Here is a 26,228-nt window from a genome sequence, read left to right on the forward strand (position 1 = left end):
CGGGCCTCGCGGCCCCCGCCCCCTACAGCTGGGTGGGGGTCCGCTTCGACAGTCCGAACTTCACGGCGGTCGGGTTCCACAGCCCGGCCGCCTCGCGCTTGGCGATCGTGGCGTCGGAGCTCTTCTGGCCCGCCGCGACCGTGTGGCTGGTGTTGCGGGCCTTGCCGCCCTTGCAGAGCTTGTCGTTGCCCTTCAGCTGCACCGCCCAGGCCGCGTAGTGGTCGTCGGCGGACGCCGAGGCCTGCCACGCCCGGGTGAGCGCGGACGTCAGCGCCGCGTGGTCCGGGAGCTTGTCGACGGTCAGGCCCTGCAGCCGGGTCACCAGACCGCGGCGCTGCTCGGCGGCGCCGCGCAGATCGGTGGCGGCCTGGTCGAGGTTCTTGCACTGCTTGATGTTCTCGACCGAACGGATCACCGCGTCACGGCTGTTGTTGCTGTCCGCGAGCAGCTTGTCGAGCGCCTTCGCCTGGGGCTCGGCCGGGTCGGCGGCTGCCTTCGCGGTCGGCTCGGCGGACGGGGCGCCGGTCGTGGCGGCCACGTTCCGGCCGGGCTTCTTGTCCTTGTCCCCGTCGCCGCCGCTGAGCAGCGCCCCGGCGCCGAGACCGACGACCGCGCAGCCGACGACGACGGCGGCGATGAGCGCGACGGGCGACTTGCGGCGCGGCTCGGGCTCGTCGTCGTAGCCGTCGTCGTACGCGTCCTGCTGGTAGCCGCCCTGGAACGGGGGCGGCGGCGGCTGGTGGAACTGCTGCTGCGGCGGGAACTGCTGCTGGCGCTGCTGCGGCTGGGGCGGCTGCGGCAGGTGCTGCGTCGCGTCTGTGCGGAAGAGGTTGTCGAACTCGGCGGGCGGCTGCCGCTCGCCGGGCATCTGCGGCGGTACGGGAGCGATGTACTGGGTCGCGTCCGAGGCCCCGGCCGGTTGACCGGCCCCGTGCGGCTGACCGGCCCCGCGCGGCTGCTGGTGCAGCGGCCCGGTGCCGAGGAACTGCGTGTCCGAGCCGCCCTGCGCCGCCGCGACGGGCGGGATGTGCTGGGTCGCCTGCATGTCGCCCGCGGGCTGCGCGGGCGGGTAGCCGTACCCCTGCGCGGGCGCGGCGGTCTGCGGGTATCCGTAACCGCTCTGCGGCAGCGGGTGCGCGCCCGGTATCTGCCCCGGCGCCCCGGGCATGGCGCCCTGCGGCGGGACCGGCGCGATGTACTGCGTGGCCTGCATGTCCGCGGCCCCGCCCGGTACGGCCTCCGGCGGCAGCGGCTGGGCCGGGGGCAGTGGCTGCCCCTGCGATCCCTGGGATCCCTGCGGTCCCCCGGCGGGGCCCCAGGCGCCGCCCCACGGCTGACCACCGGCCGGGCCTGCGGCCGGGCCGGTCTCCACACCGCCGTCGGCGGGCAGCACGACACCTTCGTGCGTGGGCCGTACCGCCGGATACTGCGGCTCCGGACCCTGTCCGCTTTGCGTCACCGGGACTCCTACTGATGGACCTACGGAATCGTCGGCTCACGCTACCGGGTGCGTCCAGCGCCGCGCACACACGTGTGACCCCGGTTACACACCCACAACAACCGCACCCGCGACACCCGTCGCAGCGCTCACGCCGCGTGGAGTTCCAGACGCGCCCCGAACTCCCGCACCGCCGGCTCCCCCGCGTACGGCTCCAGTCGCTCCTTGAGATCGTCCAGGTACTCCGCCCCCCGCGAGGACCGCAGCGAGGCCAGCAGATCCAGCGCCTGGTTGCCCGTGTGACAGGCCTGCTCCACCTCGCGCCGCTGCACCTGCGCCGACGCGAGCAGCACCAGACCGATCGCCCGGCGCCGGGCCCGCGACCGAGGATGGCCGCTCAGCGACTCCTCCGCCGCCCGCGCCGCCGCCTCTGCCTGACCCAGATCCCGGTGACAGTGGGCCAGTTCGTCCGCGAGATACGCGTGGTCGAAGTGCGCGATCCACGACGGGTCGTCCCCCGACTCCGGATCCGCCCGGTCGAGGGCCCGTACGGCACTCCCCGCGACGGCCTCGAAGGCGCGGGCGTCCCCGAGCAGCGCGTGCCCCCGCGCCTCCGCCGCGTAGAACATCGCCTCCGCCCTCGGCGTCACCCGCCCCCGCGCGCCCTCCTGCGCCGCCCGCGCCAGCTGCGCGATCTCCCGCGGGTTCCCGAGCTGCGCGGCCAGATGACTCATCGAGGCCGCGAGCACATAGCCGCCGTAGCCGCGGTCGCCCGCCGCCTGCGCGAGCCGCAGCGCCTGGATGTAGTACCGCTGGGCGAGCCCCGGCTGCCCGGTGTCCACCGCCATGTACCCGGCCAGCTCCGTGAGCCGCGCGACCGCCGCGAACAGCTGCCGGCCCACCGTGTCCCGGTACGAGCCCGAGAGCATCCCCGACACCACGCTGTTGAGGTAGTGCACCACCACCGGCCGCACATGCCCGCTGCCGAACCGCCGGTCCAGGTCGACCAGCGCGTCCGTCATCGCCCGGACCGCCTCCACGTCCGACGCCCCGACGCGCGCCCCGGCCGACCGGGCCACCTGCGCGTCCGCGCCCGTGATCAGCCAGTCCCGGCTCGGCTCCACCAGCGCGGAGGCCGCCACCGTCGAACCCGACAGGAAGTCCCGGCGCCCCACGTCACTGCGCCACAGCTCGCAGACCTGCTCGATCGCGCCGAGCACGGTCGGCGCGAACTGCAGCCCGACACCGGCGGCCAGGTTCTTGCCGTTCGCCATCCCGATCTCGTCGATCGTGACCGTACGGCCCAGCTTCCGGCCCAGCGCCTCCGCGATGATCCCCGGCGCCCGGCCGCGCGGCTGCTGCCCGCGCAGCCAGCGCGCCACCGACGTCTTGTCGTACCGCAGATCGAGACCGCGCTCGGCCCCGACCATGTTCACCCTGCGGGCAAGGCCGGCGTTGGAACACGCGGCCTCCTGAATGAGCGCCTGCAGCCGTTCGTTCGGCTGACGGGCGACGAGTGGCCTGGCTGCCATCACTACAACTACCCCCTGAGGCCGGTGTGAGTTCGACGGAGAACTGATCACTGCCCGGCGGATATCCGGTCAATGCCGATGTGAACACGCGAAACCGGACGCATCGACCACGGGTTCGGCCGACACCCCCCACGTGTGGCTACCCCTCCACCGCTCCCCGGCCGCACGCGCGCCCCCACCCGTGCACCCATGCGCCCCGCATGCAGGATCGATGCGCCACACCGCTCTTCGCCGCGCCCGTAACCCCAGGTGACGGCGGGAGTTGAGTTCACCGTGGAAGAGACCATCGGAGTCACGGAAGCCGCACACATCCCCAAGCAGCGAGGCGAGCTGCTGCTGGACTGCGCCGTGCGGTACGCGGAAGAGCGGCACTGGGACGTGTTCCCCGGGACCTGGCTGGAAGCCGTGGAGGGCAGGGAGCGCTGCTCCTGCGGCGTCGACAGCTGCGCCACCCCCGGCGCCCACCCGGCCAGGCCCGACTGGTCGACCCAGGCGACCGGCAGCGCCGTCGGGGCGCGGCGGATGTGGTCGAAGCAGCCGAAGGCGTCGATCCTGCTGCCGACCGGCCGCACCTTCGACGCGATCGAGGTGCCGGAGTCGGCCGGCTTCCTGGCGCTGGCCCGGATGGAGCGCATGGAGCTCACGCTCGGCCCGGTGACCTGCACCCCCGACCGCCGGATGTTCTTCTTCGTCCTGCCGGGCGCCGCGACCAAGGTCCCGGACCTGGTCCGCAAGCTGGGCTGGGCCCCGACCTCGATCGACCTGGTCACCCGGGGCGAGGGGCACTACGTGGCGGCGCCGCCCACCCGGATCGGCGGGTCCGGGGCCGTGCAGTGGGCCCGGCGGCCCACCGCGGCGAACCGCTGGCTGCCGGACGCCGAGGAGTTGATCAGTCCACTCGCGTACGCGTGCGGGCGGGAAGCGGCGGCGGAGAGGGCCCGCCGGCCGTGAGAGGTCGCCCATGAGGTCCCTTTAGGGTGTGCTCGTATCTACGGGGACAACCGAAGGGTTGACGCACTATGCCTGACCAGGCATTTGACGGAGTGTACGAACAGGCGGGCACCGCACCGGAGGAACCCGGCGCGGTGCCCGCCGTTCGCGTCGAGGGGCTGTGGAAGCGCTTCGGGCAGCAGATCGCGGTGCACGGCATCGATCTCGTGCTGCCCGCGGGCAAGTTCATCGGTCTCGTCGGGCCCAACGGCGCCGGCAAGACCACCACCCTCTCCATGATCACCGGCCTGCTCCGGCCCGACCACGGGCGGGTCCTGGTCGCCGGTCACGACGTCTGGCGCGACCCGGAGTCGGTGGCCGAGGTCAAGGCGCGGATCGGCATCCTGCCGGAGGGCCTGCGGCTCTTCGAGCGCCTCTCGGGCCGCGAACTCCTCGCGTACAGCGGGCGGCTGCGGGGGCTGCCCGGCGCCGAGGTCGACAAGCGGGCCGCGCAGCTGCTCGACGTCCTGGACCTCGCGGGCGCGCAGAACAAGCTGGTCGTGGACTACTCGACCGGTATGCGCAAGAAGATCGGGCTCGCGGCCGCGCTGCTGCACAACCCCGAGGTGCTCTTCCTCGACGAGCCGTTCGAGGGCGTCGACCCGGTGTCCGCGCAGACCATCCGGGGCGTCCTCACGCAGTACACCCGTTCCGGCGCGACCGTCGTCTTCTCCAGCCATGTCATGGAGCTGGTGGAGTCGCTGTGCGACTGGGTCGCGGTGATGGCCGCCGGCCGGATCAGGGCCCAGGGCCCGCTGGAGGCCGTACGGGGTGAAGCGCCGTCGCTGCAGGCCGCGTTCCTGGAGCTGGTCGGCGCGAACGGGCGGGACGCCGGGGACACCCTGGACTGGCTGGGCGGCGGGGCGGAGCAGCGATGACCACCGCCGTTCCCCCCACCACCTCTCCCACCGCTTCTCCTGCCGCTTCTCCTGTCGGGTCGCTCACGTCGGTCTTCGTACGGCTCAAGCTGTCGCTGCTGCGCAACGGTCTGCGCCAGTCGGCCGGGCGTACGGCCGCCTACGTCACCTCGATCGTGGTCTCCGCCCTCTTCGCGGCGGCCATTCTGATCTCCTTCCTCCTCATGCGGGGCATCCGCGACGCCGACACGATCGCGGTGCTCTTCACCGGCGTCCTCGCCCTCGCCTGGACGGTGATGCCGCTGTTCGTGGCGAGCGGCGACGAGACGCTGGACCCGTCGCGGCTCGTGATGCTGCCGCTGCGGCCCCAGCCACTGGTCCGGGCGCTGCTGGTGGCCTCGCTGGTCGGCATCGGGCCCCTCTTCACGCTGTGCATAGCGCTCGGCGCGGCCATGGCGCTGGTCCGGGGCGCGGCAGGCACGGCGGTCGCCGTCCTCGCCGTGCCGCTCGTGGTGCTGGTGTGCGTGGCGCTCTCACGGGCCGTCGCCGCCGCGAACGTACGGCTGCTCACCTCGCGCAAGGGCCGCGACCTGGCCGTGCTGAGCGGCCTGCTGATCGCGGTCGGCATCCAGCTGGTCAACTTCGGCGCCCAGCGGCTCAGCCGGTCCGGCGGGCTCGACACCCTCGAACCGGCGGCCGCGGTGGTGGGCTGGCTGCCGCCGGCCTCGGCGATCGCGGCCGTGGAGGACGCGAGCGAGGGCCGGTACGTGACGGCCGCCGCCCGGCTCCTTCTCACCGCGGCCGCGCTCGGGGCACTGCTCTCCTGGTGGCAGCGGAGTCTGGTGCGGCTGATGACGGAGCCGGACGGCTCGACGATCGGCGCGGCGGGCGACGCCGCGAAGGACACCTCGGCCGCCTCGGGGCTGCTCGGCCGGCTGCTGCCGGGCGGGCGTACGGGCACGGTGATGGAGCGCAGCCTGCGGTACATCTGGCGCGACCCGAAGACGAAGGGGGCCTGGGTCTCGTCGCTCGCGATCGGCCTGATCGTGCCGATCTTCAACGCGCTGCAGGGGACGGGCTCGATCTACTTCGCGTGCTTCGCCTCGGGCATGCTCGGGATCCTGATGTACAACCAGTTCGGGCAGGACACCTCGGCGTTCTGGATGGTCGCGCAGACGATCTCGACGCCGGCGGACGCGTACGCCGAACTACGGGCCCGTGCACTCGCGCTGATGGTGATCACCCTCCCGTACACGGCCCTGGTGACGGCGGCGACGGCGGCGGTCCTCGGCGACTGGTCCGCGCTTCCGCAGGCGCTGGGCCTGGCCTTCGCGCTGCTCGGCGCGATGCTGGCGACGGGCGCGGTGGCCTCGGCGAACTTCCCGTACTCGATCCCGCAGGACAGCGCGTACAAGAACGTGGCGCCGGGGCAGGGCGGGCTCGCCTGGATCTCGATCTTCGGCGGGATGCTCGCGGCGGCGCTGCTGTGCGCACCGGTGATCGGCGCGACGGTCTACCTCCACCTCGCCGACGAGGAGTCCTTCCTCTGGCTCCTGCTGCCGGGCGGCACCCTGTACGGCGCCCTGATCGCCTGGGCCGGCCTGAAGGTGGCGGCACCGCGGACGGCGGCGCGGCTGCCGGAGATCCTGACGGCGGTCAGCAAGGCGTGAGCGGAATGCGGCGCGGGCGGCCGGGCCGTGTGGCCGGCCGCCCGCGCTGTCCGGGGCGTCCGTGATTCAGAAGGCGCCGTTCGCCCGGATAGCAGCGGATCGCATCGGGTCCCTTCCGGTCGAACAACGCCCGCCCAGAGTGCTCCAACGTGGAACAATTTACGGATCCTCACAGGTCAGGGGGTCGTTCGGGCTTGCACCACCTGCCGTATCCGCTGCGCCGGAAGCCTCCCGGCGGCGTGCCGCACCCGCTCCCAACTGCCCGAACGAGTGATCGGTCGGGGCCTGACGGGCGCACCCGGCCGGAAAGCGGCGCAGGATGTGCGATCACCCTCCGCATCGGCAAGACTCCGGCGCGCAACCAGGCAGCACCCGCCCCGAAGGGACCCTCCGTGCGCTACCTCCTCCGTAACACCGCCTTCACCACCGCCCTCGCCACCGGCGTCGCGCTCATCGGCGCGGCGACCGGCGACCTCGCCCAGGCCGAGCCCGCCACATCCGCCGCGCCCGCCGCGCCTGCCGCACCGGCCGCATCCGCCGGCCTCTACGCGCCCTCCGCGCTCGTGCTCACGATCGGCAAGGGCGAGGACCCGGCGACGGCAACGGTCGAGAGGGCGGTGACCCTGAGCTGCTCCCCCACGCCCAGCGGCACCCACCCCGCCCCCAAGTCGGCCTGCGCGGAACTGAAGGCGATCGACGGGGACCTCGCCCGGCTGGCCGTGGCGTGGAGCGCGAGCAGCCCGTGCACCCACCTGTGGGACCCGATCACGGTCACCGGCGACGGCGTCTGGGAGGGCAAGCGCATCAACTGGTCGGCCACCTACGGCAACACGTGCCAGATGCACACCGGTCTGGCCAGGAACTCGGTCTTCTCCTTCTGACGGCCGGCTTCTGACGGCCGGCTTCCGACGGTCAGCGTGGACCGGCGCCCCGATCGGGGCGCCGGTCGCGCTCCGCAAGCCTCGGCTCCCACCCGGTCCCCGCCTTCTCGATCACGGCGGGGACCAGCCCGTACGGATCGGGGTGGACCCGCGCACTGAAGTCCACCACCTCGATGCGGTGCGGAACCAGCTCCAGCAGGACGAAGTCGCCGCCGGTCGGCCCGTCCGGGAAGAACCGCAAACCGAGCTCGTCGTCCCACAGTTCGAGGCACCTGGCCCGGTCGTCGACGAGCCGCGCCCGCCCGTAGAACGTGACGTACGAGAACGCCGCGCGGTCCTCGATCGCGTAGGCGGTCTCGGGAGCGCCCGCGACTTCCGCAGCCTTGCGCGAGCGCGGGCTTGTGCCGATCCACACCGTCGCGTCGTCGTCGACGGCGAGGTGCTGCGTCAGGCGCACGTGCGGGTGCCCCGCGTCGCCGGCGCTGGTGCTGGTGCTGGTGCTGGTGCTGGCGAGAAAGCCGTACGGGTTCCTTCTGGCCGTGCTCACGGCGAGCGCGAGCACATCGGTGGGCTGCTGGACCTCGGGCTGCTGCGCTGTGGTCATCGCGCGGTCCTCTCCGTCTCCGGCTTTATTGGTTTCTCCATTCTAGAATCATGACTCTAGAACGCGTCAACCCATAGAATGCCCGCGTGGGACGCAAGCCGAAGTTCACCGACGAGGACTTCCTCGACGCCGCGATGCGGATCGCCGCCCAGCACGGCGCCGCCTCGGTGACCATGGCGGCGGTGGCCGAGGGCGCCGGCGCCCCGGTCGGCTCCGTGTACCACCGCTTCTCTTCCCGGGACCTGCTCCTGGCGCGCCTGTGGCTGCGCGCGGTCCGTCACTTCCAGGCCGTCTTCCTCGACGCCCTGTCCGCCGACGACATCGACGAGGCGGCGGAGGGGTCGGTGCTCCACACCCTGGCCTGGGTCCGGGAACACCCGGACGAGGCCCGCGTCCTCCTGCTCCACCGCCGCGAGGACCTGGTCGCACAGTGGCCGGACGAACTCGGCCCGGAGCTGGCGACGCTCAACGACAGCGTCGTACGGGCCCTGCGCGCCCACACCCGCAAGCGGTACGGGAACGAGTCCGGCGAGGCGCTTGAGCGGGTGACGTTCGCGCTGGTCGACGTCGTGTACGCGGCGGTCCACCGCCACCTGCTCGCGGGCACGGTGCCCCCGCCCTCGATCGACCGCCTGGCCATCGCGGCCTGCCGCTCCACGCTCGCGAGCTGAACGGCGGCCGTCCTCAGGTGCCTTCGGCGACCGGGCGGAGCAGGTGCTCGTCGCCGGGGCCGTCGCATGTGACCATGGCGGCCGGCGTGGCGCAGATCGGCGACGGGGACGAAGCAGGCGCCGCACGGCCTTCGGGGCGGGGTCTCGTCCCGGGCGGTCCGTAAGTACGGGCGGCCGCAGGAGGCGCGTACGCCTCGGTCGCCTCGTACGACGCGGCACTCAGGGGGAAGTGAGTACGGGCGCTCTGCCCGGGGGCCGGGCGGGCCGGGACGCTGGGACCATGGACAACAACTCCCTGAAGCCGAGGCTCGCTTCCTTCGCCCCCTACCTGACGGCGCTCGTGTCGGTCGCGGCATGGGCCGCGTGGCTGGGCTGGGACCAGGAGCGCGATGTACACCCGGACGGCCACGTGACCGGCCCGTACGAGGCGTGGCAGGTCGTCGGGCTCGTTCTGACCCTGCTGGTGCCGGTGTACTGGGCGGCGTCCCGGCGGCATGTCGTGGGGGCCGCGGTCGGCACCACGGCCGGACTGACCGTCGCCGCCTGCTTCGACTGGTCGGACGACGCCACCGGTCTGTTCGGGATCGGCGTGGGCCTGGTCATGGCGGGCAGCCTCGCGGCGACCTTCGGCGTCTCGGCCCTGATCGTGGCCGTGGCCGGGCGTCGAAGGAGCGGCGATCAGGGCCGCCAGGGACACTAGGGACGCTTGGCGGCTCAGGGCCGAGAGGACGTCGTCCGCGGCGCCGGAGCCCAGGGAGAACCCGAACGCGCCCCCCGGGTCCCCGACGATGCCGTCATGCCCGTTGCCCCCGCGATCCCGACGTTCAGCTGGTGAAGTAGCCGGCGTCGAGCCCGATCCAGCCGGTGAGGTTGCGCTGATCGTAGAGGTGCAGCGAGCCGTCGGTATGGACCTCCCAGCGGACGGTGAGGGAGTCGGAGACCCCGGAGCCGCTGACCTGACCGACCATGCCCTGGGTGCGGTTGGGGCGGATGTGCGGCGGGAGAACGAGGATCTCCTCACCGTTGGTCCACGGGGCCCCATCCGTGCGGGACAGTCGAAGGTGGAGGTCGATGCGATTGCCGAGCTGGCGGTACTGAGGAATGTAGTTGCTGGAGTTGGGGGTGTAGATGCCGGTGGCGTAGTCCAGGCTGGTCCACGGGACGTGGTCGCCGGTGCCGTCGGTGGTGCTGGTGATGCCGAAGAGAGCCATGCGGCGCGGTCCTGGTTCTTGTGTGGCGAAGCCGAAAACGAGCTGTGGTCCGTTGAGCGTCGGGCGCACGGTGATGGCTTCGGTCTCGCGGTGGGACAGTTCGAGAGCGGTGGTGTTGAAGCGTCGCTCGATCATCTGGCCGGTGGTGACGTCGTAGACGTTCCACCAGGAGTTTCCGGGGATCGGGTTGTCCGCGCCATAGGCGCTGCCCTCGTTCTGATAGACGAGATCCCCGTACAGACACCAGGACTGGGTGCGATACCGGGCCGGGAAGCTGTACAGCGGGGTGAAGTCCCGGCGCTTGAAGGCGTCGAGGTCGTAGACGCGGTACTCCTCGGCGTCGTGCGGCCCGTGCCGTACCCCTATTCGGCCATGATCGACATCCAGGGACGGGGTGGTACGGGAGGACCCTGGGACGGGGTCGAACACCTCGATCTGTTCGCTCCCCGCATCAACGACGGCGTCGGGAGTGAACGCGACACGGCCGATGCGCTTGCCGTAGGCGAAGCCGCTGTCGACGGGGTCCGCATCGGTCTCCAGCCAGAGCCAGGGACGGCCGTCGGTGTGCTCGACGCCAAGTCCGCCGCCGTGGCCGACGCCCCTCAGGTACATGACCGAGCGGACGGTGCCATCGGGAGTGACCTCGTTGATGCACAGATCGCCCCGGCGATCGCGGTCGGCGCCGGGTACGGGAGCGGGCTCGTCGGCGAGTTGGCGGCCGTCGCTGATGATCTGCGTCACGTAGGCCAGGCCGGTCACCGAATCGAAGGCGACCTGCTGGTGGACCCTGCCCTGCTTCAGCGCGATCTCCCTGCCGAACAGATCGACGGGTTCGGCTCGCAGATCGAACCGGTTCTGCGCGGTGTGCAGGATGGCCCCTTGCTGCTGTTCGGCGATGGGGTCGGCTGCGAGGAGGGCCTGATGGCCGGTGGCCCGCGCGGTTCCGATGGGGGCGAGGACCGGCGCGGCGGCCAGGGCGGTCAGGAGACTGCGGCGAGTCAGTGACATGGCGGGAAGGCCTCGTTGTCCGGCTGCGACGGTGCGACGGAGGCAACCCGTGCCGTGGGGTCGAGGACGCCGACCCAGGCTGCGGTGGCCACCGCAGCCTTCAACGAGCTGCGGCACGGTATGCGGGCGGAACAAACAGTCATATGCGCGCAGGCCCCCCTTTCCAAGATCATTACCTGTGCGGTGCCGCAATTTTTGCACACACCCGAACACCTGAGCCCACGGTCAGCCGACCGGGCCCGAACGCCGCCGGGCGGCCCCTTGCATTCGAAGAAGGGTCGGTTCAGCCGCCCGCACCGCTTCCGGCAGCGGCCTGACCGACCAGTGGAGCGCGGGCTGCGCCCACGCCGGAGGCGTCAATACAGCTCCGACATCGAAATCGCACGGAAGACACACCCCCATTCACTGCTCTCCACCCGCTCGGTGTTCGACACCAAGGGCATCCGGGAGCTGGAGGAGTTCGGCCCGCTGCGCCGCGTCACGCTGACCGGCACCGGCACCGGCGAGTCGGCCGCGGCCGGCTCCTGGACGGTCAACGAGTACGACGCCGGCCGCCCCACCGACGGCACCGCCAAGGTCGCGAACCAGGTCACCAAGGTCACCACCGGCGCCCAGGTCCTCGGCACCAGCACGATGGCCGACGCGCGGGTGACTCAGACCCTCTTCGACTGGGTCAAGGGCCTGCCAATCAAGACAATCAAGGACCCGGCCGGTCTCGCCATCACCGAGACCACCAAGTACGACACCCTGGGCCGCGTCACCAAGCAGATGTTGCCCGGTGCCACCGGCACCGACGCGGGCACCCGAGTAACCACCTACTGGTCCGCGACCGGCACCGGCACCTGCCAGGGACGACCGGAGTGGGCCGATCAGGTCTGCTCCACCGGCCCGGCCGGCGCGATCACCGGCGGCGGCACCAACCCGTCGCAGCTGCCGACCACCACCAACACCTACGACAACGCCGGTCGCCAGACCAAGGCCGCCCTCACCGGCGGACTCGGCCAGGCCGTCCCGGAGGCCACGACCGAGTACGACCCGGCAACCGGCCAGGCCGTCAAGACCACCTCGCCCACCGGCGGGACCATCACGAGGGAGTACGACAAGCTCGGCCGACTCATCTCGTACACCGACACCGACGACAGCGTGACGCGGACCGAGTACGACTTGCTGGACCGGCCGGTCAAGGCCACTGACTCGGCCCCGTCCACGGTCACCTACACGTACGACACGACCGTCGAGCCCCGGGGCCTGGCCACAAAGACGACCGACTCGATCGCCGGTGCCTTCGAGGCCCGCTACGACGCGGACGGCTCTGTCGCCACCGAGAAGCTCCCCGGCGGCTACACCCTCACCATCACCGAGGACACGACTGGCGCCACCCTGTCAAGGGTCTACACCCGCGACAGCGACGGCCAGGTCGTCTACTCCGACACCGTCGACGAATCCGTCCACGGCCAGGTCACCCGCCACTCCGGCTGGTCCGGCCAGGACTACACCTACGACGCCACAGGCCGCCTCACCCAGGTGAACGACACCGCCGGCGATGTCTGCACCGCCCGGTCTTACGGCTTCGACAAGCGCACCAACCGCACCGGCCTGACCACCGCCGAAGGCACCCCGGGCGCGGTCTGCCCGACCACCGGAGGAACCACCACCACGCACACCTACGACAGCGCCGACCGGCTCACCGACGCCGGCTACGTCTACGACGCCTTCGGCCGCACCACCGCCCTGCCGGGCAGCCAGATCGGCTACTACGCCAACGACCTGGTCCACCAGCAGACCGCGAACGGCCAGCGCCAAACCTGACAGCTCGACGCCATCCAGCGCTTCCGCTCCTGGACCGTCGAAGAGAACACCGACGGCACCTGGAACCAGACAGCCGCCAAGATCAACCACTACGACAGCGACGGCGACAACCCCCGCTGGATCACCGAGGACGCAGCCAAGGGCATCATCAGCCGCAACGTCACCTCGGCCTCCGGCGACGTCGCCCTCCAGCTCCCGCTGAACGCGGCCGACGCCCCGTTGGTGTTGGACAGCGACGAGTACGGAAACCCCCGCACCGGCCAGCCCATCACCCGCTACAACTGGCTCGGCGGAAAGCAGCGCTCCAGCGAGACCCTGACCGGTCTCGTCCTCATGGGCGTCCGCCTTTACAACGCCCGCAACGGCCTGTTCCTCTCCATGGACCCCGTGTACGGAGGTAACGCCACGGCGCACAACTACGTCTACGGCGACCCGTTGAACAAGTACGACCTCGACGGGCGCTGGTGCCTGTTGGGCAAGCGCAAGGGTGGTGGCTGCCGAGGCGGCCGCACGTGGAACAAGGGCGTGAGCTTTGCCCACCGGCACAGGGTTGGCCTGGCCGCCGGCGCGGCCGGTGTTGCGTGCGGCATGGTCTCCTTCGGAATGGCTGGCGTCGCCTGCGCCGTGGGCGTCGGTATGCTCGCTGGAGGTGTTGCCAAGAAGTGGGGAAACCGTAAAGCGACTTGGGGGCACGTCGGACGTGCAGCTATTTACGGCGGAGGCACATCCTCTCTCGGCTTCGGTCTCGGGGCCGGAGCCCGCTACGGCGCGGGGCGTGCGCTGGTCAGATGGTTCCCCCGTGGCGGGCGGCACGCAAAGCAATTCCGCAGCCACAGAAGATCGCGATCGTTCCGCTGGTGAATGACCTGTCGGTGTAATCAACCTGCATGACCCAGGGGTCGGCTGGCCATTCAATTCAGGTCAGCCGACCCTGCGATTCGGAGCCATGGTCGTTCTATGGTCCAGCGGTGGCGTCCGAGCCGCTTCGAGGACTCGATTCCCCTGCGGGCGATGCGGTGGCGGATGCCGCGCTGGCGCAACCTCGCGGGCGCACCTTCTGGTGCTGCCGTACATCCTCGCCCGGGCCGCGACCGGCAGTCAGGCCGGAGGCGGACCGGGCTGCGGCCGGTACTCGGCACCTCGGTGCAGGGTGACTGCCGATGGCCCGCCACGGTGGTCATGGACGGAGCGCGGGCCCGGTCAGAACACGTCGGTGGTCCACAGGCGGTGCATATCCCATGCGATGTCCAGGGATTCCTTCGCTCCCTGATACCACGCACGTTGCGCGGTGTCGTCCGGCACAGTGTGAAGGGCCGCGAGCACATCGGCCGGCATCCATGCTCCACCCCAGTGGCCCAGCCAGGTCCCCGGCGTCTCGGCGGGTTCCGGGGTTCGCGGTATGGAGTAGCCCTCGCTCCGGAGAATCTCCAGAGCGGTATCCCGTTGATTCCTCATCAGATGCTTTGGGGAGAAGATCCCGTAGGCATCCAGACTGATTCTGTTCCCGTTCAGGTAGGCCTCCCATGCCGCCTCCGCCGTGGGCTGATCGCGCCAATCGACCACGGGGATCTCCACGGAGGGCCGCGCCGCCCACGGGCCGCCGGTACTCGCGCGCACCTCCTGCGGTGCGGATCCCACCACGACGAATGCGAGCTCGTGGCGCGGGACAGGGAGCTCGATGCTCTGTCCCGTCCCGCTGTCCCAGCTGGTCGTCATTCCCGCCGCGATCCGGACGATGTACTCGCCATCGTCAAGCCCCTCATGCGCGTCGAACAGAGCGCCCTCGCGTATCTCGGCCGGCACGCCGTCACAGTTGAAGAACCTCCGGATCGGAGGGCCCCCCGTCGCGGAAACGATCTCGAAGTCGTAGTTGCCCGGGCTGCCCAGGTCGCGGCCGAGTGCGTATGACGAAACCTGACAGGCAATACCGTCCTTCACCACGTACGTCTTCCGGGCTAGACCGCAGGTGATGAACTTGCGACCCTCAGACGTAGGAACTCTCACCTCCAAGCGCGTCTGCATCAGGTGCAGGCCGTTCTGAGACACCGTCTCCACCCAGTCGGTGCGGATCCTCCCGTTGGTCATGCTGCTCTCCCTGCCGTTCGGTGCGAGTGGATTCGATGCCCGGCCGCGGGCAGGGCCCGATGCCGCCCGGCCCGGAGGTGGGCGATCACGGCGTGCCGGACGTCGGTCTCCGGGGTGAGGGACAACGCGACGGTGGCCTTGCCGCTGCTCAAGGCACATCTACGGGCTCGTAGAGCACGTCGGTTCTGAGTATTGTTTTCGTACCCTCAAGAAGCGGGGCCGAGTCGTGAAGCGTCCGATGCCAGAAGAGGAGCGCATCGCCCGGTTCGGGGCGGTGGGCACTCAATATTTCCTCAGGCTTCGCGAGCCGCGGCCAGTCAGAGAAGTCACGTTGCGCAAAGGGAAGATCGTTCTGCTTATCGGCGATGAACCGCGTTTCTCCGCCCACGGCCTCATACGACAGGTAGACGACGACCGTCAGGAGAGTGCGCCTTCCGTCGGGGGCGAAATATGGCGAATCATAGTGCGGGACAATGAATCCGCCGTGTTCGTACGTGATGAAGCGCATACGCGGATTGACGGCCGTCGGCCTCCAGGGCCTTCCGTCCGAATCCGTCGGATCGCCCGATCCCACTTCAAGCGATAGAAGCGTCCGCAGCCTGCGGTAGAATTCAGCCGCCAGGGATGCGGATTCGGCCGTGGCGCGGAGATGAGCGACCGGATCTCCCTCTGCATAGTTGGCGGCAATGCCGTCTCGGCCCACCGGGACAAAGTGCTGGGCGGCTAGTTCGGTCGCGAATGCCTCCACTTCGGCCGGGGTGAGGAAATGGCGAATCACCTTGGCGTTGGCCTTTGGGATCTCCGACTCGATCGGGGTCCATGAGTCATCGGCAGATATTCGGCTCAGCACTTCTTCGGAGAGCTCAAAGGGATTTACCGGCATTTCGAACATGATCACTTCTCCATGCTGAGGCCGTCGTGACCGCGGGCCACGTACTTGTGCGCTTCGAGTCCGTGGAGGGACTCGAAGCCCCTGGAGTCAACGCCTGCAGGGAGCGGGGACCACTGGGCGATTATCGTCACGATGACGATAATAGGTCGGGGTGAGCCCACAACGCAAGCAGGACGACCCAACGCGGCGGAAAGCGCCGGGAGACGGGCGGGGACCGGCTCAGGGGACTACCGAGGCGAGGTAGTCCCACGCGGTGCTGGGCCGCTCCGTACCGGAGCGGCTGACGCCATCGAGGGCGTCGACCTTGCCGGGCACCGACCAGGTGCGAGGTCCCTCAGCGGGCGCCCTTCGCGCGCTAGGGGCGTAATGCCCGCAGGGGCACGGGAGTTGGAGGGGGTGGCATGCTGGACGAGTTGGCATTGGCGGCAGCGGCGGCGGGCGGATCCGCAGTGGTCCAGACGGCGGGGACTGACCTGTGGAACGGTTTTCGGGGCCGGGTCGCCGAGTGGTTCGGGCGTGGGGACGCGGTGCGGGAGAGCCGTGAGCTGGAGCGGCTGGACCGCAGTGCGTCCGAACTGACGACGGCCGGCCAGGACGAGGTGGAGCGGCTCCGGGTGCGGCAGGAGGCCGTCTGGCAGAGCCGGATCAAAACCCTGCTGGAGGACCTGGACGGGGTCGAGCGCGACCAGTCGGTGGCGGAGCTCAGCGAACTCCTGGCCCAGGCCCGCCCACAGCCCGGCCCCGCGGACGCCGGCCCCGCCGAAGAGTCCGGCAACACGTTTAACGGCCCCACGGCCTTCCAGGTCAGCAGGACGCAGAGCGTTCACTTCCACCGCGAGCCGCGACCGGCCCCGCGGACGGGAGCGGAGCCGGGGACGGGAGCGGAGCCGCCGGGCGCGGGGACGGCGTGAGCGGCAACACGTTCAACGGCCCCGCCGCCTTCCAGATCGGCGGCGAGCAGCACGTCCACTTCACTTCCGGCTCCCAACCTCCTTGAGATCATCTCATTTGGCGAGTCTGCGGTAGCAGATGAGGGTGCAGGCGATGCTGGTGAAGGCGAGGAAGTGTTCGGCTTTGCGTTCGTAGCGGCGGTGGAGTCGGCGGCAGCCGGCGAGCCAGGCCATGGTGCGTTCGATGGTCCAGCGGTGACGCCCGAGCCGCTGCGAGGACTCGATGCCCTTGCGGGCGATGCGATGGCAGGAAGGATGGCGCCGATGGTTGCGCTGATCGATTGCCACGGCAGGAACCTACGGCCGGTGGAGACGCGCCCTCACCCATCTGGCATTCCTGGCGCTCGCCAAGGGCGACAGGCAGGAAGCAGCGAGCGCTGCCGCTGAGGCCGACAAAGCAGTGCAGGACCTTCTCCAGGCACACCACGGAACGATCCGTAGACACGACATGAACGTCGCGTGGAGGCCGGCTACAGATGCGCTGGCCCTCCGCTCCTGGCTGTGGTTCGTGATCGCAGCTTGCTCGCCGTCGGGGGTCTGCTGGCAGTGCTAACCCGGCGGGCTCTGCGAGCCGTGACGGCTGAGACGAGCACCCTGGGTTGGATCAGCCACCGGCTCAGCGGGGGCACGATCGTGATCCTTGTGCTGATCACGTGGGGCCTCTGGATGACGGTCTTCGCCGTCTAGCGCGCTCAGGCCGGGGCTGCGGGGCGCCGGATTCTCGACGCCCCGCGGCCCCGGCATCGTCCCGGTGTCATCCCCATGACCACCCTGTGAACAGCTCGTCCGCCCGGCTACTACACCGGTCGGCGCGGCCCCGCTGGTGGACAACGAGGTGCCCGTGACCAAAGGCAATGCGCGGTTCCGTAACGGCGCCTACCTCTACCTGGGTGTGCTCGCTGGGTGTGCTCGCGATCGTTGTGGCGGCCGTCGCGTACCTGGACATGCGGGCGGGCGCGGAGACCGGCGGTGGCATCGCCTTCTACACCGTGCTCAGCTCCGTCGCGGTGACGCTGATCGCCAGGGCCTTCGTCTGGTCGGCCATCGTCGCCGGCACCCACGGGGTGCAGGTCCGCAGCCCGCTGCAGACCCGGCGCTTGTCATGGGCGAAGGTGAGGGACTTCCGGGCCGAGGACCGAGTCGTCATCGTGCTCGCAGACGGCCGGGAAGTCCGCTGCTGGGCCGTCCAGCGCGCCAACATCGCCGGGCTCCTGAAGCGGCGAAGCTGCGTCGACGACGTGGTCGCGGACCTGACGCGGCTGCACAATGAGCACATGGCCGACAGCCCGTAGGAGGGCACTGCCGGGAACAAGAGACACGCAGGGTGCATGGCGGGAGTCTGAAGAAGCGCCGGCCCGAAGGGTGCTCTGGGCGAGGCGGCGGTGAGCACCCGAAACTCCCGCCGGTTAGGGGTGCTGGAATGTCAGTGCCCCGTCCGTGTTCGGAAGCGGCCGGCGAGGGTGAAGACGATCAGGGCTACCGTTGTCCCGAACCCCGTGGCAAGCGCGTCCCCGACGTACCGGCCCAGGCCCGGCCGCAGGACGTCGACAAGCCCGAACAGGATGACGGCTCCCGCGAAGGCCGCCGCAAGTGCGGACGTCAAGTCACGGTGCCGCGCCCAGACCCACTGAACCAGCCCGAAGCCGAGGAGCGGCGCGACAGAGAGTCCCGGCTCGTCGAGGGCGGCGAACACGGCATACCCGACGCCGGTGACCAGCCAACAGACCGAGGCCACAAGCGCCACTTCACCCCAGGAGACACCCAGACCCCTACCTGCCGTCCCGAGTCCCCGGCTCCCTCGCGGAGGGGGGAGCTTCAGCTGGCTGCGCTCGAACAGTCCATCCTGGCCTTCAGGCCAGTGCGGGAAAACGATCCGGCGCATGGTCCGGGGCGTCATCGCGAACAAGAGGCAGCTCCCGGCCACGACCAGTCCAATCGCGGCACCGGCAACGCAGGCGCGACTTATCCAGACGTGATGGTGGTCGTCTGCCCAGGCGCCGAGCACGGCTGAGCCGAAGAGGATTGCAGCGCCTGGTAGCGCAGCCAAGGCGTAGAGGAGGCGCTGGAGCATGCATCGATCCTCGCATGAACTCACATTCGATTCCTCTGCTGCTACCCCTCCCTGGAAGGGACCCCGGGACGGGTGGAAGCGGAGATCACACCGCATCTCATGCCTTCACGCCACGAGGCGGGCTCAGGGGCCTTCCGCGAGCTGATCGACGAGCGTCCGCCACGGAGTGCGGGGCGGGCGGTTCGGGGGTTGGCGGCGGGCGGCGTCGTGGGTACGGCAGGGGCGGCAGCGGGTCTCGTCGGCGACCGGGCGGAACAGGTGCTCGTCGCCGGGGCCGTCGCACGTGACCATGGCGGCCGGCGCGGGGGCGGCGGTGGGCGGCGGCGGCGCTGGCACGGGGAGCTTCTCGACCAGGCGATGACGCAGGAAGCCGACCGCGGACCGGACGCCGCCGGGCGGCAGGTGCGAGGTCAGGGCGTGGCGCAGATCGGCGACGGGGATGCCGCGCCGAAGCCACTCCGCCGCCGCCTCGGCGAGGCCACGGGCCTCGCGGACACCGAGGAGGAGGTCCCGGTTGGTGTGGCGCAGCGACAGCAACAGGCGCTCGGCCTCGGCGACTTCCGGGACCTGCGGGGTTTCGGGGGCCTTCGGGGTTTCAGGGACCTTCGGGGTTTCGGGGGGTGGGTGGGGAGTGTTCTTCTCTCCGTCTTCATGTTCCGGAGGAGAGCCACCGAATTTCGGGGGCGCCGGAGGACCGACCGTCGGTTTCGGGGGACTCGGTGGCGGGACTCCGTCCTTGACGGCGCTCGCGGCCTCACGCGTGAGGGTGACATTCGAGATCAGCTGCTCGGTGATCCAACGCCCGCGCCCGCCCTGCCACTTCCACTCATGTAAGAACCCGCACGCGACCAGGGCTTCCTTCGCCTTCTGGTACGCCCGGGGCTTCATCCCCAGGTCGGCGGCGTGCTCGCCGAGGGGCTTGGCGGATGCGCTCTCGGGGAGACCTTGAATGTAGATGATCAGAATCTTCGCGTCGCTGGTCAGACGCGGATGACGCACGACGTCGTGCGAGACCTTCGTGAAGCAGCGCATGGGCGCGATAGCATGCCGAAGCATTTCCGGTGGACTGCTTTCCACTGGTAGTGAAGGCCCTCGGATCCTGGTGTTGGCGCACCACCGGGGGCCGCTCCGCTTCTCACGGAGCGTGATTGCGCGGTCACCGTACAGCACGAGGGCCCCCGCCTGGAAGCGGAGGCCCTTGCCATGTGGTCGGAAGGCGGCTCAGAAGGCGCCGTTGAGGCGCCACCATCCGTAACTCCGCGGTTCGCCCGCGTACAGGCCGCCGGTGCCGCGACCGGCGTACAGGAGCAGGCAATCCAGTCCGTCGAGGGTGGCGAGGTCGTAGTGGCCGTCGCCATTCACGTCCCCCACGCCGAGGAAGGTCTCCATGGCGTTCCAGCCGCCGGAGCCGATCAGCACGCGGGACCCGATGTATCCGGCCTTGCCCGGGTAGAGCCAGAGCTTGCCGGTGGACGCCTCGCGGGCGATCAGGTCGGCTCGGCCGTCACTGTTCATGTCACCCGCCCCGACCAGGGCGTTCATGCCGTTCCAGCCACCGGAACCGATCATCTTGCGGGCGCCGAGCGTGCCCGTGGAGGTACCGGGGTACATCCAGAGCTTCCCGGTGGACTTCTCGACCGCGAGGAGATCCGAACGGCCGTCCCCGGTCAGATCACCGAAGGCCGTGATCTTCGACATGCCGTTCCAGCCACCGCTGCCGATCAGCTTGCGGGTACCCAGGCTGCCCGTCCCCGTGCCCGGGTAGAGCCACAGCTTCCCGGTGGACGCCTCACGGGCGATGAGATCCTCACGGCCGTCACGGCTGAAGTCACCGTGCCGGGTGAGGGCGTTCATACCGTTCCAGCCACCGGAACCGATCATTCGTCCGCTGCCGTCACCGGGCAGGAACCACAGGCGACCCGCCTCGTCCCGGACGACGACGTCCGCCTTGCGGTCGGCGTTCATATCGCCGAAGCCAGACAGCTTGGGCGCGATCTCCGCGTGCCAGTTGGGGTAAGCGAGCGTTTCGCACTCCCGCGCGGTGCGGACGAGCTTCACCGAGCTGACGGAACTGGGCCCGCCCCAATGCGTAGCGATGGGATCGGGCTCGATCGTGAAGTACCCCTGCGTGAGACCGTAGTTCGGCTCATCGAAGATGCAGGCGATCATGGACGTGCGGTTGACGGCCCCGACGAGCGTGTTGTCCCAGGTGCCCAGCGTCGCTTTGCTCGTGTTCGTCTGGAACATCGACCCCGTGTTGTTGTCGGTCTTCCAGGCGCAGAAGTAGCCCGACGGGCAGTCGCTGACCGCGGCCTGCGCAGGCGCCGCGCCCGCACCCAGCAGGCCGAGCGACGTAAGCCCCAGCGCCGTGGCCACCGTGGCCAGACGCCGAAGCAGTGATATGCGCATTCATTCCCTCCCTGATGCGACGCGCACAGGTTCTCAAGCGCGCCGCGAGGAGGACCGTACAGGCGGCCGCCGTCATCTCACCGCGCGGGTGACCATCTCGTACAGCAGGCCCGGATCCACAAAGGGGTCCTCGTCCGTGGGCCGGGAGCGCCAGTCCAGGGGCCAGGTCGTGCCGGCGAGGGCGGGGATGCCGACGAAGGCGGCGCTCCTGCCCTCGCGGCTGAGCGCGCGGGCCGGGGCCGGCCAGGCATGGACGGCGGCGGACTCCGGCGGCAGCAGGAAGTGCAGGTTCCGCTCGCCGGTGGCCTCGCGGACGATCGGCCCGGCGTGGAAGTCGGTGAACTCCATGAGCCGGTACGCCACGTCCTCCCCGAGGAACCCGCCGATCCGTACGGCGTCGAAGTGAACGCCCACGTGACGGAGGGCGTGCCCGGTCGCGGGTACCCAAGAAGGCACCCTGTCAAGTGACTTGCGCGAATTCATGACGCCAGCTTTCCGGCCCGGCTCTACTGTGACCAGCGCCACAGGCTGTTTGTGGCGGACTGTGCACTCGGGGAGGTCTGGCGTGAACAACGGGAACAACGGGAGCCCAGGGGCCGCGAAGGCGTTCGGAAGACTGCTGCGGTTCTACCGGGAGCGGGCGAAGGTGTCGCAGGAGCTGCTGGGGAAGGAGACCGGATATTCCAAGTCCCAGGTGGCGATGATCGAGCGCGGGGAGCGTCGGGCGAAGGGTCGGTTCGTCGAGATCGCGGACGGGATGCTGAGTGCACAAGGTGCACTGCTGGAGGTCGCGGAGGAGGTGACGGCGAGTGGGGTGGCGGCGTGGTTCGAGGACTACCTGGTGGAGGAGCTGAAGGCGGCGGGCATCCACAAGTACGAGAACCATCTGATTCCGGGGCTGCTCCAGAACGAGGACTATGCGCACGCCGCCTTCGTCTCCGAGCGCCCGCCGCTGGACGAGGAGGAGATCGAGGCGGGTGTCGCGGCCCGACTGGCGCGGCAGCCGCTGCTCTTCCGCAGGCCCGCGCCTCTGGTCACCTTCGTCCTGGAGAAGGCAGCGCTCACCAAGCCCCTCGGCGGCAAGGGCGTCCTCCGAAAGAATCTGCTGCACATCCTCGAAGTCGGGCAGCTGCCCAACGTCGAGATCCAGGTGATGCCAGAAGATCGGGAGACGCACGCAGGGCTCAGCGGTCCCTTCACCCTGCTGGAGACCGAGGAGCGCCGCAGTCAACTGGTCTATGTCGAAGGACAGGGCGGAAGGTACTTTCTCAGCGAACAGCCGGACGTGGGGGACGCCTTCGCCCGATACAGCACCCTGCGGGCGCAGGCCCTCACCCCGGAGGACTCCGTACGACTGATCGAACAGGTGGAACGAGAGCTATGAGCACCGACCTCAACTGGTTCAAGAGCAGCTACAGCAGCGGCCAGGGTGGCGACTGCGTCGAGGTCGCCGCCTGCCCCCACACCGTCCACGTCCGCGACTCCAAGGACACCACCCGCCCCGCCTTCACGGTCTCCCCCGCCGCCTGGTCCACCTTCCTCCAGGACCTCGCTGCGTGACGTGCCGCGCCCGCTCGGAGAGCGGGCGCACCGTCAGCCCTCGACAGCCATCCGGACGCCGAGGGCGAGCAGAACACCGCCGGAGACCTGCTCAAGTCGCTTGCGTACGTTGGCTCGTGAGATGACCTTCCTCATTCGGCCGACGAACCATACGTACAGGCCGTAATAGCCGACCTCGAAGATCGCCCAGATCGCCGCCAGGCCGATCATGGTGGGCAGATGAGGTGCGCCCGCGGGTACGAACTGCGGGAGGAAGGACATCGCGAAGACGGCGGCCTTGGGGTTGGCCAGGTTCAGCAGCAGGCCGGAGCGGTACGAGGTCCATCCCGAGCGCACGGCGGCCGCTGCCTCCCGGTCGCCCTCCTCGCCAGGCCCTCGGCGGGCGTCGATCAGCGCCTTGATGCCGAAGACGATCAGGGTGATCGCACCCGCGATCCGCATGATGTCGTACGCCAGCTGAGAGGCCAGGAGCAGTGCGGTGAGCCCCAGTGCGGCGACGACACCCCAGATGAAGACGCCGGTCTCGTTGCCGAGCACCGTGAGGAAGCCGGCGCGCCTGCTGCGCAGGGACTGCCGGATGATCAGCATGGTGCTCGGGCCGGGCGAGGCCGCGATCAGCGTGCAGGCGCCGAGAAAGGCGAGAAGAGTGCTCAGCATGCGCCCCATCGTGAGCGCCGCCGCCCGATCATGTCCATACGCCCCCTGGCGGGGGTACGGGTACGTACCCGTACCCTGGGGCTGGGAAGGAGTACAACCATGTCCGATGCCAACGTCCGCATCCCTGAGGAAGCCAAGGACCGGCTCGCCGCCATAGCGGCCGCCGAGGGCCTGTCGCTGCGCGCCTACCTGGCCCGCCTGGCCGAGACCCTGCTCACCCCCGCCGAGCGGGCCGAGCGGGCGGAGCGGGCGCTGGCCGCGTTGAAGGAATGGAACGGCTATTCTCCGACCGCCGCTGAGCAGCAGGACCTCGACAGCGAGCTGGACCGGCGCCTGGCGCAGGTGACCACCCGGTGAGCGACGCCGTGCACATCGTTCTGGACGACACCGCGATGGCGGCTGCCGGACAGGGCAATGTCCTTGCCTCTCGCCTGATCCACCGGGCCCACGCCGAATCGGGATGGTTCCTGTACGTCCCTGCCTGCGCCCTCGTCGAAGCCGATCGTGCCCGGCCGGGGACGGCGGAGCACCTCGCCGCACTGCCCGGGATCACCGTCCTCGATCTGGATCTTCCCGCCGCCCTGGCCGTGGCGCGGCAGGAGACCTGGGCCGCGGCGCACAGTCAGTACGCGGCGCAGCCCACCGCGGACCGGCCCGACGGGGCGATCATCGCCACCACCGAGCCCGGTCGGTGGGCAGGTGAGCCGGTCCGTGTCCTGGACCTCACTCCCTGAACCACGTCAGGACGTCAGGACCCCGTTGAGGAACGGCTCCACGGCGTCGCGCCAGGCCTTCGCGTGTTCGGAGGCGTACGGGAGGAGGTGGCCCGCGTCGGGGACCTCGGCGTAGGCGCCGTGGGGGAGGACGCGGACCATTTCCTGGGCCTCGGCGCGGCCCAGTTCGCCGTCCAGGCCGCGGACGACGAGGGTGGGGCAGGTGACTTGGGCGAGGGAGTCCCAGTGGGCGTCGTGGACCCAGGTCTCGCGGGAGGTCAGCATCTGGGCCGGGTCGAAGACGGGGTGCCAGCCGTCCGCGCGCTCGGTCATCACCTCGGCGAAGAACTCGCCGCGCGCGGGGTGGGGTTGCTCGAGCCACGGGTCGTCCTCGCCGAACCACTTCCGTACGGCGTCGAGGGTCGGGAAGGGGGCGGGCCAGCGGCGGAACCAGTCCTGCCACTCGCGCTGCGAGTTGGCTCCGAGGGCCGAGGCCCGCATGTCGCAGATGACCAGGGCCCGTACCAGGTCGGGGCGTTCGGCGGCGAGCTGCCAGGCCGTGAGGGCGCCCATCGAGTGGCCGACGAGGGTGACGGGGCCGAGGTCGAGCTGTTCGACGGCGGCGGCCGCGTCCGCGACGTACGCCTCGCGCGTGAAGGGGCCGGCGGCCGGCTTCTCGCTGTGGCCGTGGCCGCGTTGGTCGAGGGCGAGGACCCGGTGGCCGCCCGCGAGCCAGCGCGCCGTGGGGGCCCAGTGGGAAGCGCGTCCCATCAGGCCATGGAGCAGTAAGACCCCGGACGCCGCCGATCCTCCGGACGTACCGGCGCCCTCACCTCCCCCCGGCGCCCGGCTCTCCCCGAACTCCCAGGCAGCCAGGCGTACGCCGTCGGCTCCGGTGACGTCATGACGTCGGACCATGTTCCCTGGCACCCCCTCTTCCCATCGAGCGTGTCGAGCTCCGCCAGACTATCGAACCCTTATTCGAAAATGCGCTTCTGCCACGCAACACCCCTCGTTCGAGTGACAGCGCTCAAGGATTGGCGCGCGCTGCCGAGGGGAGATCTTCTGCGGGAGGCGGACCGCTCGGGGAAAACGGTCCGAGGGGATGACCCTGGGAGCTCGGGGCTCCGGGTCAGCACAGGGGAGGACAGGCCCCGGCGCCCATGGGCGCCGGGGCCCTCTGTCTGATGACGCACCGCCCCCGACGCCCTCATCGCAGACCCTCCCCGGCCTCGCACCCGGCCTCGCACGACCTGACCCCAGCCTGGCACGCCGAGAATGCGGCCGTGGCGATTCCGCCGTAAAACGGGCCCGGCCGGTTGCGAGAGACTCCTGAGAGCACCTCGCAACCGGCCGGGCCGGTAGATGGTGGGGCCTACCGCTTGGCGACGAAGACGTGCGCCGCGACGTCCGCGGCCAGCTCCGCCGCCTCGCCGCTGCTGCCGACCAGGACACCGCCCGCCGACTCCGTCACGCTCACCACGGAGCCGGGCTGCACGCCCGCACGCCGCAGCGTGTACATCAGCTGGGCGTCCGTCTGGATGGGCTCGCCGATCCGGCGCACGATCACCGTCTTGGCCTCGCCGCTCGCGTCCAGGTCCGCGAGCGACACCATCGAGTCGTCGAGGAAGGACTCCGCCTCGGCCTTCTCGCCCAGCTCCTCCAGACCCGGGATCGGGTTGCCGTACGGCGACTCCGTCGGGTGCCGCAGCAGCTCCAGCACGCGCCGCTCCACGGCCTCGCTCATCACGTGCTCCCAGCGGCACGCCTCCGCGTGGACCTGCTCCCACTCCAGGCCGATCACGTCGACGAGCAGGCACTCGGCGAGCCGGTGCTTGCGCATGACGCGCGTGGCCAGCCGCCGGCCCTCGTCCGTCAGCTCCAGGTGCCGGTCGGAGGCGACAGCCACCAGACCGTCGCGCTCCATACGGGCCACCGTCTGGCTCACCGTGGGGCCGCTCTGATCGAGCCGCTCCGCGATCCGGGCGCGCATGGGGACCACACCTTCCTCTTCCAGCTCGAGGATGGTGCGGAGATACATCTCCGTTGTGTCGATCAGTCCGGACATACGTGCCCCTCGATGAGTCGTGCGCTGGCCCTGCCCCAATTCTGACGCATCCCACCGACAACCGTGCCGCGCTGACCGAAGGGCGGTATTGACAGGGCAATGGTCCAGACCGCAACGTGATCCGCGACACGGCGACGTGACACGACGAGAAG

At 70.2% G+C, this 26,228-nt stretch carries 26 protein-coding genes and 3 pseudogenes; 13 read left to right on the forward strand and 16 right to left on the reverse strand.

The genetic code is table 11. The annotated features are described in order from the left end of the window. Positions 1 to 22 precede the first annotated feature (22 nt). The gene (locus tag FDM97_RS32625; protein ID WP_137994087.1) at positions 23 to 1,459 is read right to left on the reverse strand and encodes a hypothetical protein; all 1,437 of its coding nucleotides are present in this window, start codon (positions 1,457 to 1,459) and stop codon (positions 23 to 25) included. 128 nt (positions 1,460 to 1,587) lie between these two features. Continuing rightward, entirely contained in the window at positions 1,588 to 2,970 is a 1,383-nt protein-coding gene (locus FDM97_RS32630; protein WP_137994088.1) for a transcriptional regulator, read from the reverse strand. 273 nt (positions 2,971 to 3,243) lie between these two features. On the opposite strand from FDM97_RS32630, the gene FDM97_RS32635 reads away from it, so the two are divergent. From FDM97_RS32635 to FDM97_RS32650, 4 genes are all read left to right on the forward strand, one after another. Beyond that, complete coding sequence (locus tag FDM97_RS32635; RefSeq protein WP_175439318.1) at positions 3,244 to 3,921, forward strand: bifunctional DNA primase/polymerase; 678 nt, start codon at positions 3,244 to 3,246, stop codon at positions 3,919 to 3,921. Positions 3,922 to 3,989: 68 nt separating this feature from the next. Continuing rightward, positions 3,990 to 4,838 carry an ABC transporter ATP-binding protein gene (locus tag FDM97_RS32640; protein ID WP_137994090.1) on the forward strand — a complete coding sequence of 283 codons (849 nt, stop codon included), beginning with the start codon at positions 3,990 to 3,992 and terminating at the stop codon, positions 4,836 to 4,838. Further along, positions 4,835 to 6,487, forward strand: a complete 1,653-nt coding sequence (locus tag FDM97_RS32645) for a transporter (protein ID WP_175439319.1) — start codon at positions 4,835 to 4,837, stop codon at positions 6,485 to 6,487. The genes FDM97_RS32640 and FDM97_RS32645 overlap by 4 nt, the downstream gene beginning before the upstream one ends. A 392-nt stretch (positions 6,488 to 6,879) precedes the next feature. Then, positions 6,880 to 7,368: a subtilase-type protease inhibitor gene (locus FDM97_RS32650; protein ID WP_254705827.1), complete on the forward strand. Its 489-nt coding sequence runs from the start codon at positions 6,880 to 6,882 to the stop codon at positions 7,366 to 7,368. A gap of 31 nt (positions 7,369 to 7,399) precedes the next feature. On the opposite strand, the gene FDM97_RS32655 is transcribed toward FDM97_RS32650, so the two are convergent. Then, positions 7,400 to 7,972: a pyridoxamine 5'-phosphate oxidase family protein gene (locus FDM97_RS32655; protein ID WP_137994091.1), complete on the reverse strand. Its 573-nt coding sequence runs from the start codon at positions 7,970 to 7,972 to the stop codon at positions 7,400 to 7,402. 86 nt (positions 7,973 to 8,058) lie between these two features. Between FDM97_RS32655 and FDM97_RS32660 the strand changes: the two genes are divergently transcribed. Further along, positions 8,059 to 8,643, forward strand: a complete 585-nt coding sequence (locus tag FDM97_RS32660) for a TetR/AcrR family transcriptional regulator (protein WP_137994092.1) — start codon at positions 8,059 to 8,061, stop codon at positions 8,641 to 8,643. Positions 8,644 to 8,923: 280 nt separating this feature from the next. Then, positions 8,924 to 9,343, forward strand: coding sequence for a hypothetical protein (locus FDM97_RS32665; RefSeq protein ID WP_175439320.1), 420 nt, complete (start codon positions 8,924 to 8,926; stop codon positions 9,341 to 9,343). 124 nt (positions 9,344 to 9,467) lie between these two features. On the opposite strand, the gene FDM97_RS32670 is transcribed toward FDM97_RS32665, so the two are convergent. Next, a complete protein-coding gene (locus FDM97_RS32670; protein WP_137994093.1) occupies positions 9,468 to 10,862 on the reverse strand; it encodes a phage baseplate protein in 1,395 nt (464 codons plus the stop codon). 249 nt (positions 10,863 to 11,111) lie between these two features. On the opposite strand from FDM97_RS32670, the pseudogene FDM97_RS32675 reads away from it, so the two are divergent. After that, positions 11,112 to 13,532, forward strand: a pseudogene (locus FDM97_RS32675) (RHS repeat-associated core domain-containing protein); the annotation flags it as partial. A gap of 80 nt (positions 13,533 to 13,612) precedes the next feature. Here FDM97_RS32675 and FDM97_RS32680 read toward each other — a convergent pair. The 4 genes and pseudogenes from FDM97_RS32680 to FDM97_RS36935 form a co-directional block, all read right to left on the reverse strand. Beyond that, positions 13,613 to 13,711 (reverse strand): annotated as a pseudogene (locus FDM97_RS32680) (IS5/IS1182 family transposase); the annotation flags it as partial. A gap of 160 nt (positions 13,712 to 13,871) precedes the next feature. Beyond that, positions 13,872 to 14,756, reverse strand: coding sequence for a hypothetical protein (locus FDM97_RS32685; RefSeq protein WP_254705828.1), 885 nt, complete (start codon positions 14,754 to 14,756; stop codon positions 13,872 to 13,874). Positions 14,757 to 14,904: 148 nt separating this feature from the next. Beyond that, the gene (locus FDM97_RS32690; RefSeq protein ID WP_254705991.1) at positions 14,905 to 15,648 is read right to left on the reverse strand and encodes a 2OG-Fe(II) oxygenase; all 744 of its coding nucleotides are present in this window, start codon (positions 15,646 to 15,648) and stop codon (positions 14,905 to 14,907) included. A gap of 2 nt (positions 15,649 to 15,650) precedes the next feature. Next, positions 15,651 to 15,779, reverse strand: a complete 129-nt coding sequence (locus FDM97_RS36935; RefSeq protein WP_284440308.1) for a hypothetical protein — start codon at positions 15,777 to 15,779, stop codon at positions 15,651 to 15,653. A gap of 270 nt (positions 15,780 to 16,049) precedes the next feature. Between FDM97_RS36935 and FDM97_RS32695 the strand changes: the two genes are divergently transcribed. Continuing rightward, positions 16,050 to 16,559, forward strand: coding sequence for a hypothetical protein (locus tag FDM97_RS32695; protein WP_137994096.1), 510 nt, complete (start codon positions 16,050 to 16,052; stop codon positions 16,557 to 16,559). Between the two features lie 93 nt (positions 16,560 to 16,652). Here FDM97_RS32695 and FDM97_RS32700 read toward each other — a convergent pair. Then, positions 16,653 to 16,841 (reverse strand): annotated as a pseudogene (locus FDM97_RS32700) (transposase); the annotation flags it as partial. A 662-nt stretch (positions 16,842 to 17,503) separates the two neighbouring features. Here FDM97_RS32700 and FDM97_RS32705 point away from each other — a divergent pair. Beyond that, on the forward strand, positions 17,504 to 17,890 hold the full coding sequence (locus FDM97_RS32705; RefSeq protein ID WP_254705829.1) for a PH domain-containing protein: 387 nt from the start codon (positions 17,504 to 17,506) through the stop codon (positions 17,888 to 17,890). 131 nt (positions 17,891 to 18,021) lie between these two features. On the opposite strand, the gene FDM97_RS36720 is transcribed toward FDM97_RS32705, so the two are convergent. The 4 genes from FDM97_RS36720 to FDM97_RS32725 all read right to left on the reverse strand — a co-directional run bounded on the left by FDM97_RS36720 (position 18,022) and on the right by FDM97_RS32725 (position 21,561). Beyond that, the gene (locus FDM97_RS36720) at positions 18,022 to 18,669 is read right to left on the reverse strand and encodes a hypothetical protein (protein WP_254705830.1); all 648 of its coding nucleotides are present in this window, start codon (positions 18,667 to 18,669) and stop codon (positions 18,022 to 18,024) included. Between the two features lie 123 nt (positions 18,670 to 18,792). Continuing rightward, positions 18,793 to 19,701 (reverse strand): hypothetical protein, encoded by a 909-nt coding sequence (locus FDM97_RS32715; protein WP_137994097.1) that lies wholly within the window; start codon positions 19,699 to 19,701, stop codon positions 18,793 to 18,795. Positions 19,702 to 19,890: 189 nt separating this feature from the next. Further along, entirely contained in the window at positions 19,891 to 21,078 is a 1,188-nt protein-coding gene (locus FDM97_RS32720; protein ID WP_137994098.1) for an FG-GAP-like repeat-containing protein, read from the reverse strand. A gap of 72 nt (positions 21,079 to 21,150) precedes the next feature. Next, positions 21,151 to 21,561, reverse strand: coding sequence for a hypothetical protein (locus tag FDM97_RS32725; protein ID WP_137994099.1), 411 nt, complete (start codon positions 21,559 to 21,561; stop codon positions 21,151 to 21,153). A gap of 82 nt (positions 21,562 to 21,643) precedes the next feature. Here FDM97_RS32725 and FDM97_RS32730 point away from each other — a divergent pair, with 82 nt between their 5' ends. Then, complete coding sequence (locus FDM97_RS32730) at positions 21,644 to 22,462, forward strand: helix-turn-helix domain-containing protein (RefSeq protein ID WP_254705831.1); 819 nt, start codon at positions 21,644 to 21,646, stop codon at positions 22,460 to 22,462. Further along, positions 22,459 to 22,638, forward strand: coding sequence for a DUF397 domain-containing protein (locus FDM97_RS32735; RefSeq protein WP_137994101.1), 180 nt, complete (start codon positions 22,459 to 22,461; stop codon positions 22,636 to 22,638). Before FDM97_RS32730 ends, FDM97_RS32735 begins: the two co-directional genes overlap by 4 nt. A 33-nt stretch (positions 22,639 to 22,671) precedes the next feature. Here FDM97_RS32735 and FDM97_RS32740 read toward each other — a convergent pair whose 3' ends face one another. After that, complete coding sequence (locus FDM97_RS32740) at positions 22,672 to 23,295, reverse strand: LysE family translocator (RefSeq protein WP_137994102.1); 624 nt, start codon at positions 23,293 to 23,295, stop codon at positions 22,672 to 22,674. 99 nt (positions 23,296 to 23,394) lie between these two features. On the opposite strand from FDM97_RS32740, the gene FDM97_RS32745 reads away from it, so the two are divergent. Together FDM97_RS32745 and FDM97_RS32750 are read left to right on the forward strand one after the other, a co-directional pair. Continuing rightward, entirely contained in the window at positions 23,395 to 23,652 is a 258-nt protein-coding gene (locus FDM97_RS32745) for a hypothetical protein (protein WP_137994103.1), read from the forward strand. After that, positions 23,649 to 24,029: a PIN domain-containing protein gene (locus FDM97_RS32750; protein WP_175439321.1), complete on the forward strand. Its 381-nt coding sequence runs from the start codon at positions 23,649 to 23,651 to the stop codon at positions 24,027 to 24,029. Before FDM97_RS32745 ends, FDM97_RS32750 begins: the two co-directional genes overlap by 4 nt. Positions 24,030 to 24,035: 6 nt before the next feature. Here the strand turns inward: FDM97_RS32750 and FDM97_RS32755 are convergent, their stop codons facing one another. Together FDM97_RS32755 and FDM97_RS32760 are read right to left on the reverse strand one after the other, a co-directional pair. Further along, positions 24,036 to 24,926: an alpha/beta fold hydrolase gene (locus FDM97_RS32755; protein WP_137994104.1), complete on the reverse strand. Its 891-nt coding sequence runs from the start codon at positions 24,924 to 24,926 to the stop codon at positions 24,036 to 24,038. A gap of 457 nt (positions 24,927 to 25,383) precedes the next feature. Then, positions 25,384 to 26,076, reverse strand: a complete 693-nt coding sequence (locus tag FDM97_RS32760; RefSeq protein WP_137994105.1) for a metal-dependent transcriptional regulator — start codon at positions 26,074 to 26,076, stop codon at positions 25,384 to 25,386. Positions 26,077 to 26,228 lie beyond the last annotated feature (152 nt).

This window comes from Streptomyces vilmorinianum (assembly GCF_005517195.1).
GTDB classification, from domain to species: Bacteria; Actinomycetota; Actinomycetes; order Streptomycetales; family Streptomycetaceae; genus Streptomyces; species Streptomyces vilmorinianum.

What these genes read in the sequence shown, in the direction of transcription:
- FDM97_RS32630 (WP_137994088.1), bottom strand. Translation starts at nt 2,970, where the DNA reads ATGGCAGCCAGGCCACTCGTCGCCCGTCAGCCGAACGAACGGCTGCAG.
- FDM97_RS32640 (WP_137994090.1), top strand. Translation starts at nt 3,990, where the DNA reads ATGCCTGACCAGGCATTTGACGGAGTGTACGAACAGGCGGGCACCGCA.
- FDM97_RS32645 (WP_175439319.1), top strand. Translation starts at nt 4,835, where the DNA reads ATGACCACCGCCGTTCCCCCCACCACCTCTCCCACCGCTTCTCCTGCC.
- FDM97_RS32655 (WP_137994091.1), bottom strand. Translation starts at nt 7,972, where the DNA reads ATGACCACAGCGCAGCAGCCCGAGGTCCAGCAGCCCACCGATGTGCTC.
- FDM97_RS32665 (WP_175439320.1), top strand. Translation starts at nt 8,924, where the DNA reads ATGGACAACAACTCCCTGAAGCCGAGGCTCGCTTCCTTCGCCCCCTAC.
- FDM97_RS32670 (WP_137994093.1), bottom strand. Translation starts at nt 10,862, where the DNA reads ATGTCACTGACTCGCCGCAGTCTCCTGACCGCCCTGGCCGCCGCGCCG.
- FDM97_RS32685 (WP_254705828.1), bottom strand. Translation starts at nt 14,756, where the DNA reads ATGACCAACGGGAGGATCCGCACCGACTGGGTGGAGACGGTGTCTCAG.
- FDM97_RS32690 (WP_254705991.1), bottom strand. Translation starts at nt 15,648, where the DNA reads ATGTTCGAAATGCCGGTAAATCCCTTTGAGCTCTCCGAAGAAGTGCTG.
- FDM97_RS32695 (WP_137994096.1), top strand. Translation starts at nt 16,050, where the DNA reads ATGCTGGACGAGTTGGCATTGGCGGCAGCGGCGGCGGGCGGATCCGCA.
- FDM97_RS36720 (WP_254705830.1), bottom strand. Translation starts at nt 18,669, where the DNA reads ATGCTCCAGCGCCTCCTCTACGCCTTGGCTGCGCTACCAGGCGCTGCA.
- FDM97_RS32715 (WP_137994097.1), bottom strand. Translation starts at nt 19,701, where the DNA reads ATGCGCTGCTTCACGAAGGTCTCGCACGACGTCGTGCGTCATCCGCGT.
- FDM97_RS32720 (WP_137994098.1), bottom strand. Translation starts at nt 21,078, where the DNA reads ATGCGCATATCACTGCTTCGGCGTCTGGCCACGGTGGCCACGGCGCTG.
- FDM97_RS32725 (WP_137994099.1), bottom strand. Translation starts at nt 21,561, where the DNA reads ATGAATTCGCGCAAGTCACTTGACAGGGTGCCTTCTTGGGTACCCGCG.
- FDM97_RS32735 (WP_137994101.1), top strand. Translation starts at nt 22,459, where the DNA reads ATGAGCACCGACCTCAACTGGTTCAAGAGCAGCTACAGCAGCGGCCAG.
- FDM97_RS32740 (WP_137994102.1), bottom strand. Translation starts at nt 23,295, where the DNA reads ATGCTGAGCACTCTTCTCGCCTTTCTCGGCGCCTGCACGCTGATCGCG.
- FDM97_RS32745 (WP_137994103.1), top strand. Translation starts at nt 23,395, where the DNA reads ATGTCCGATGCCAACGTCCGCATCCCTGAGGAAGCCAAGGACCGGCTC.
- FDM97_RS32755 (WP_137994104.1), bottom strand. Translation starts at nt 24,926, where the DNA reads ATGGTCCGACGTCATGACGTCACCGGAGCCGACGGCGTACGCCTGGCT.
- FDM97_RS32760 (WP_137994105.1), bottom strand. Translation starts at nt 26,076, where the DNA reads ATGTCCGGACTGATCGACACAACGGAGATGTATCTCCGCACCATCCTC.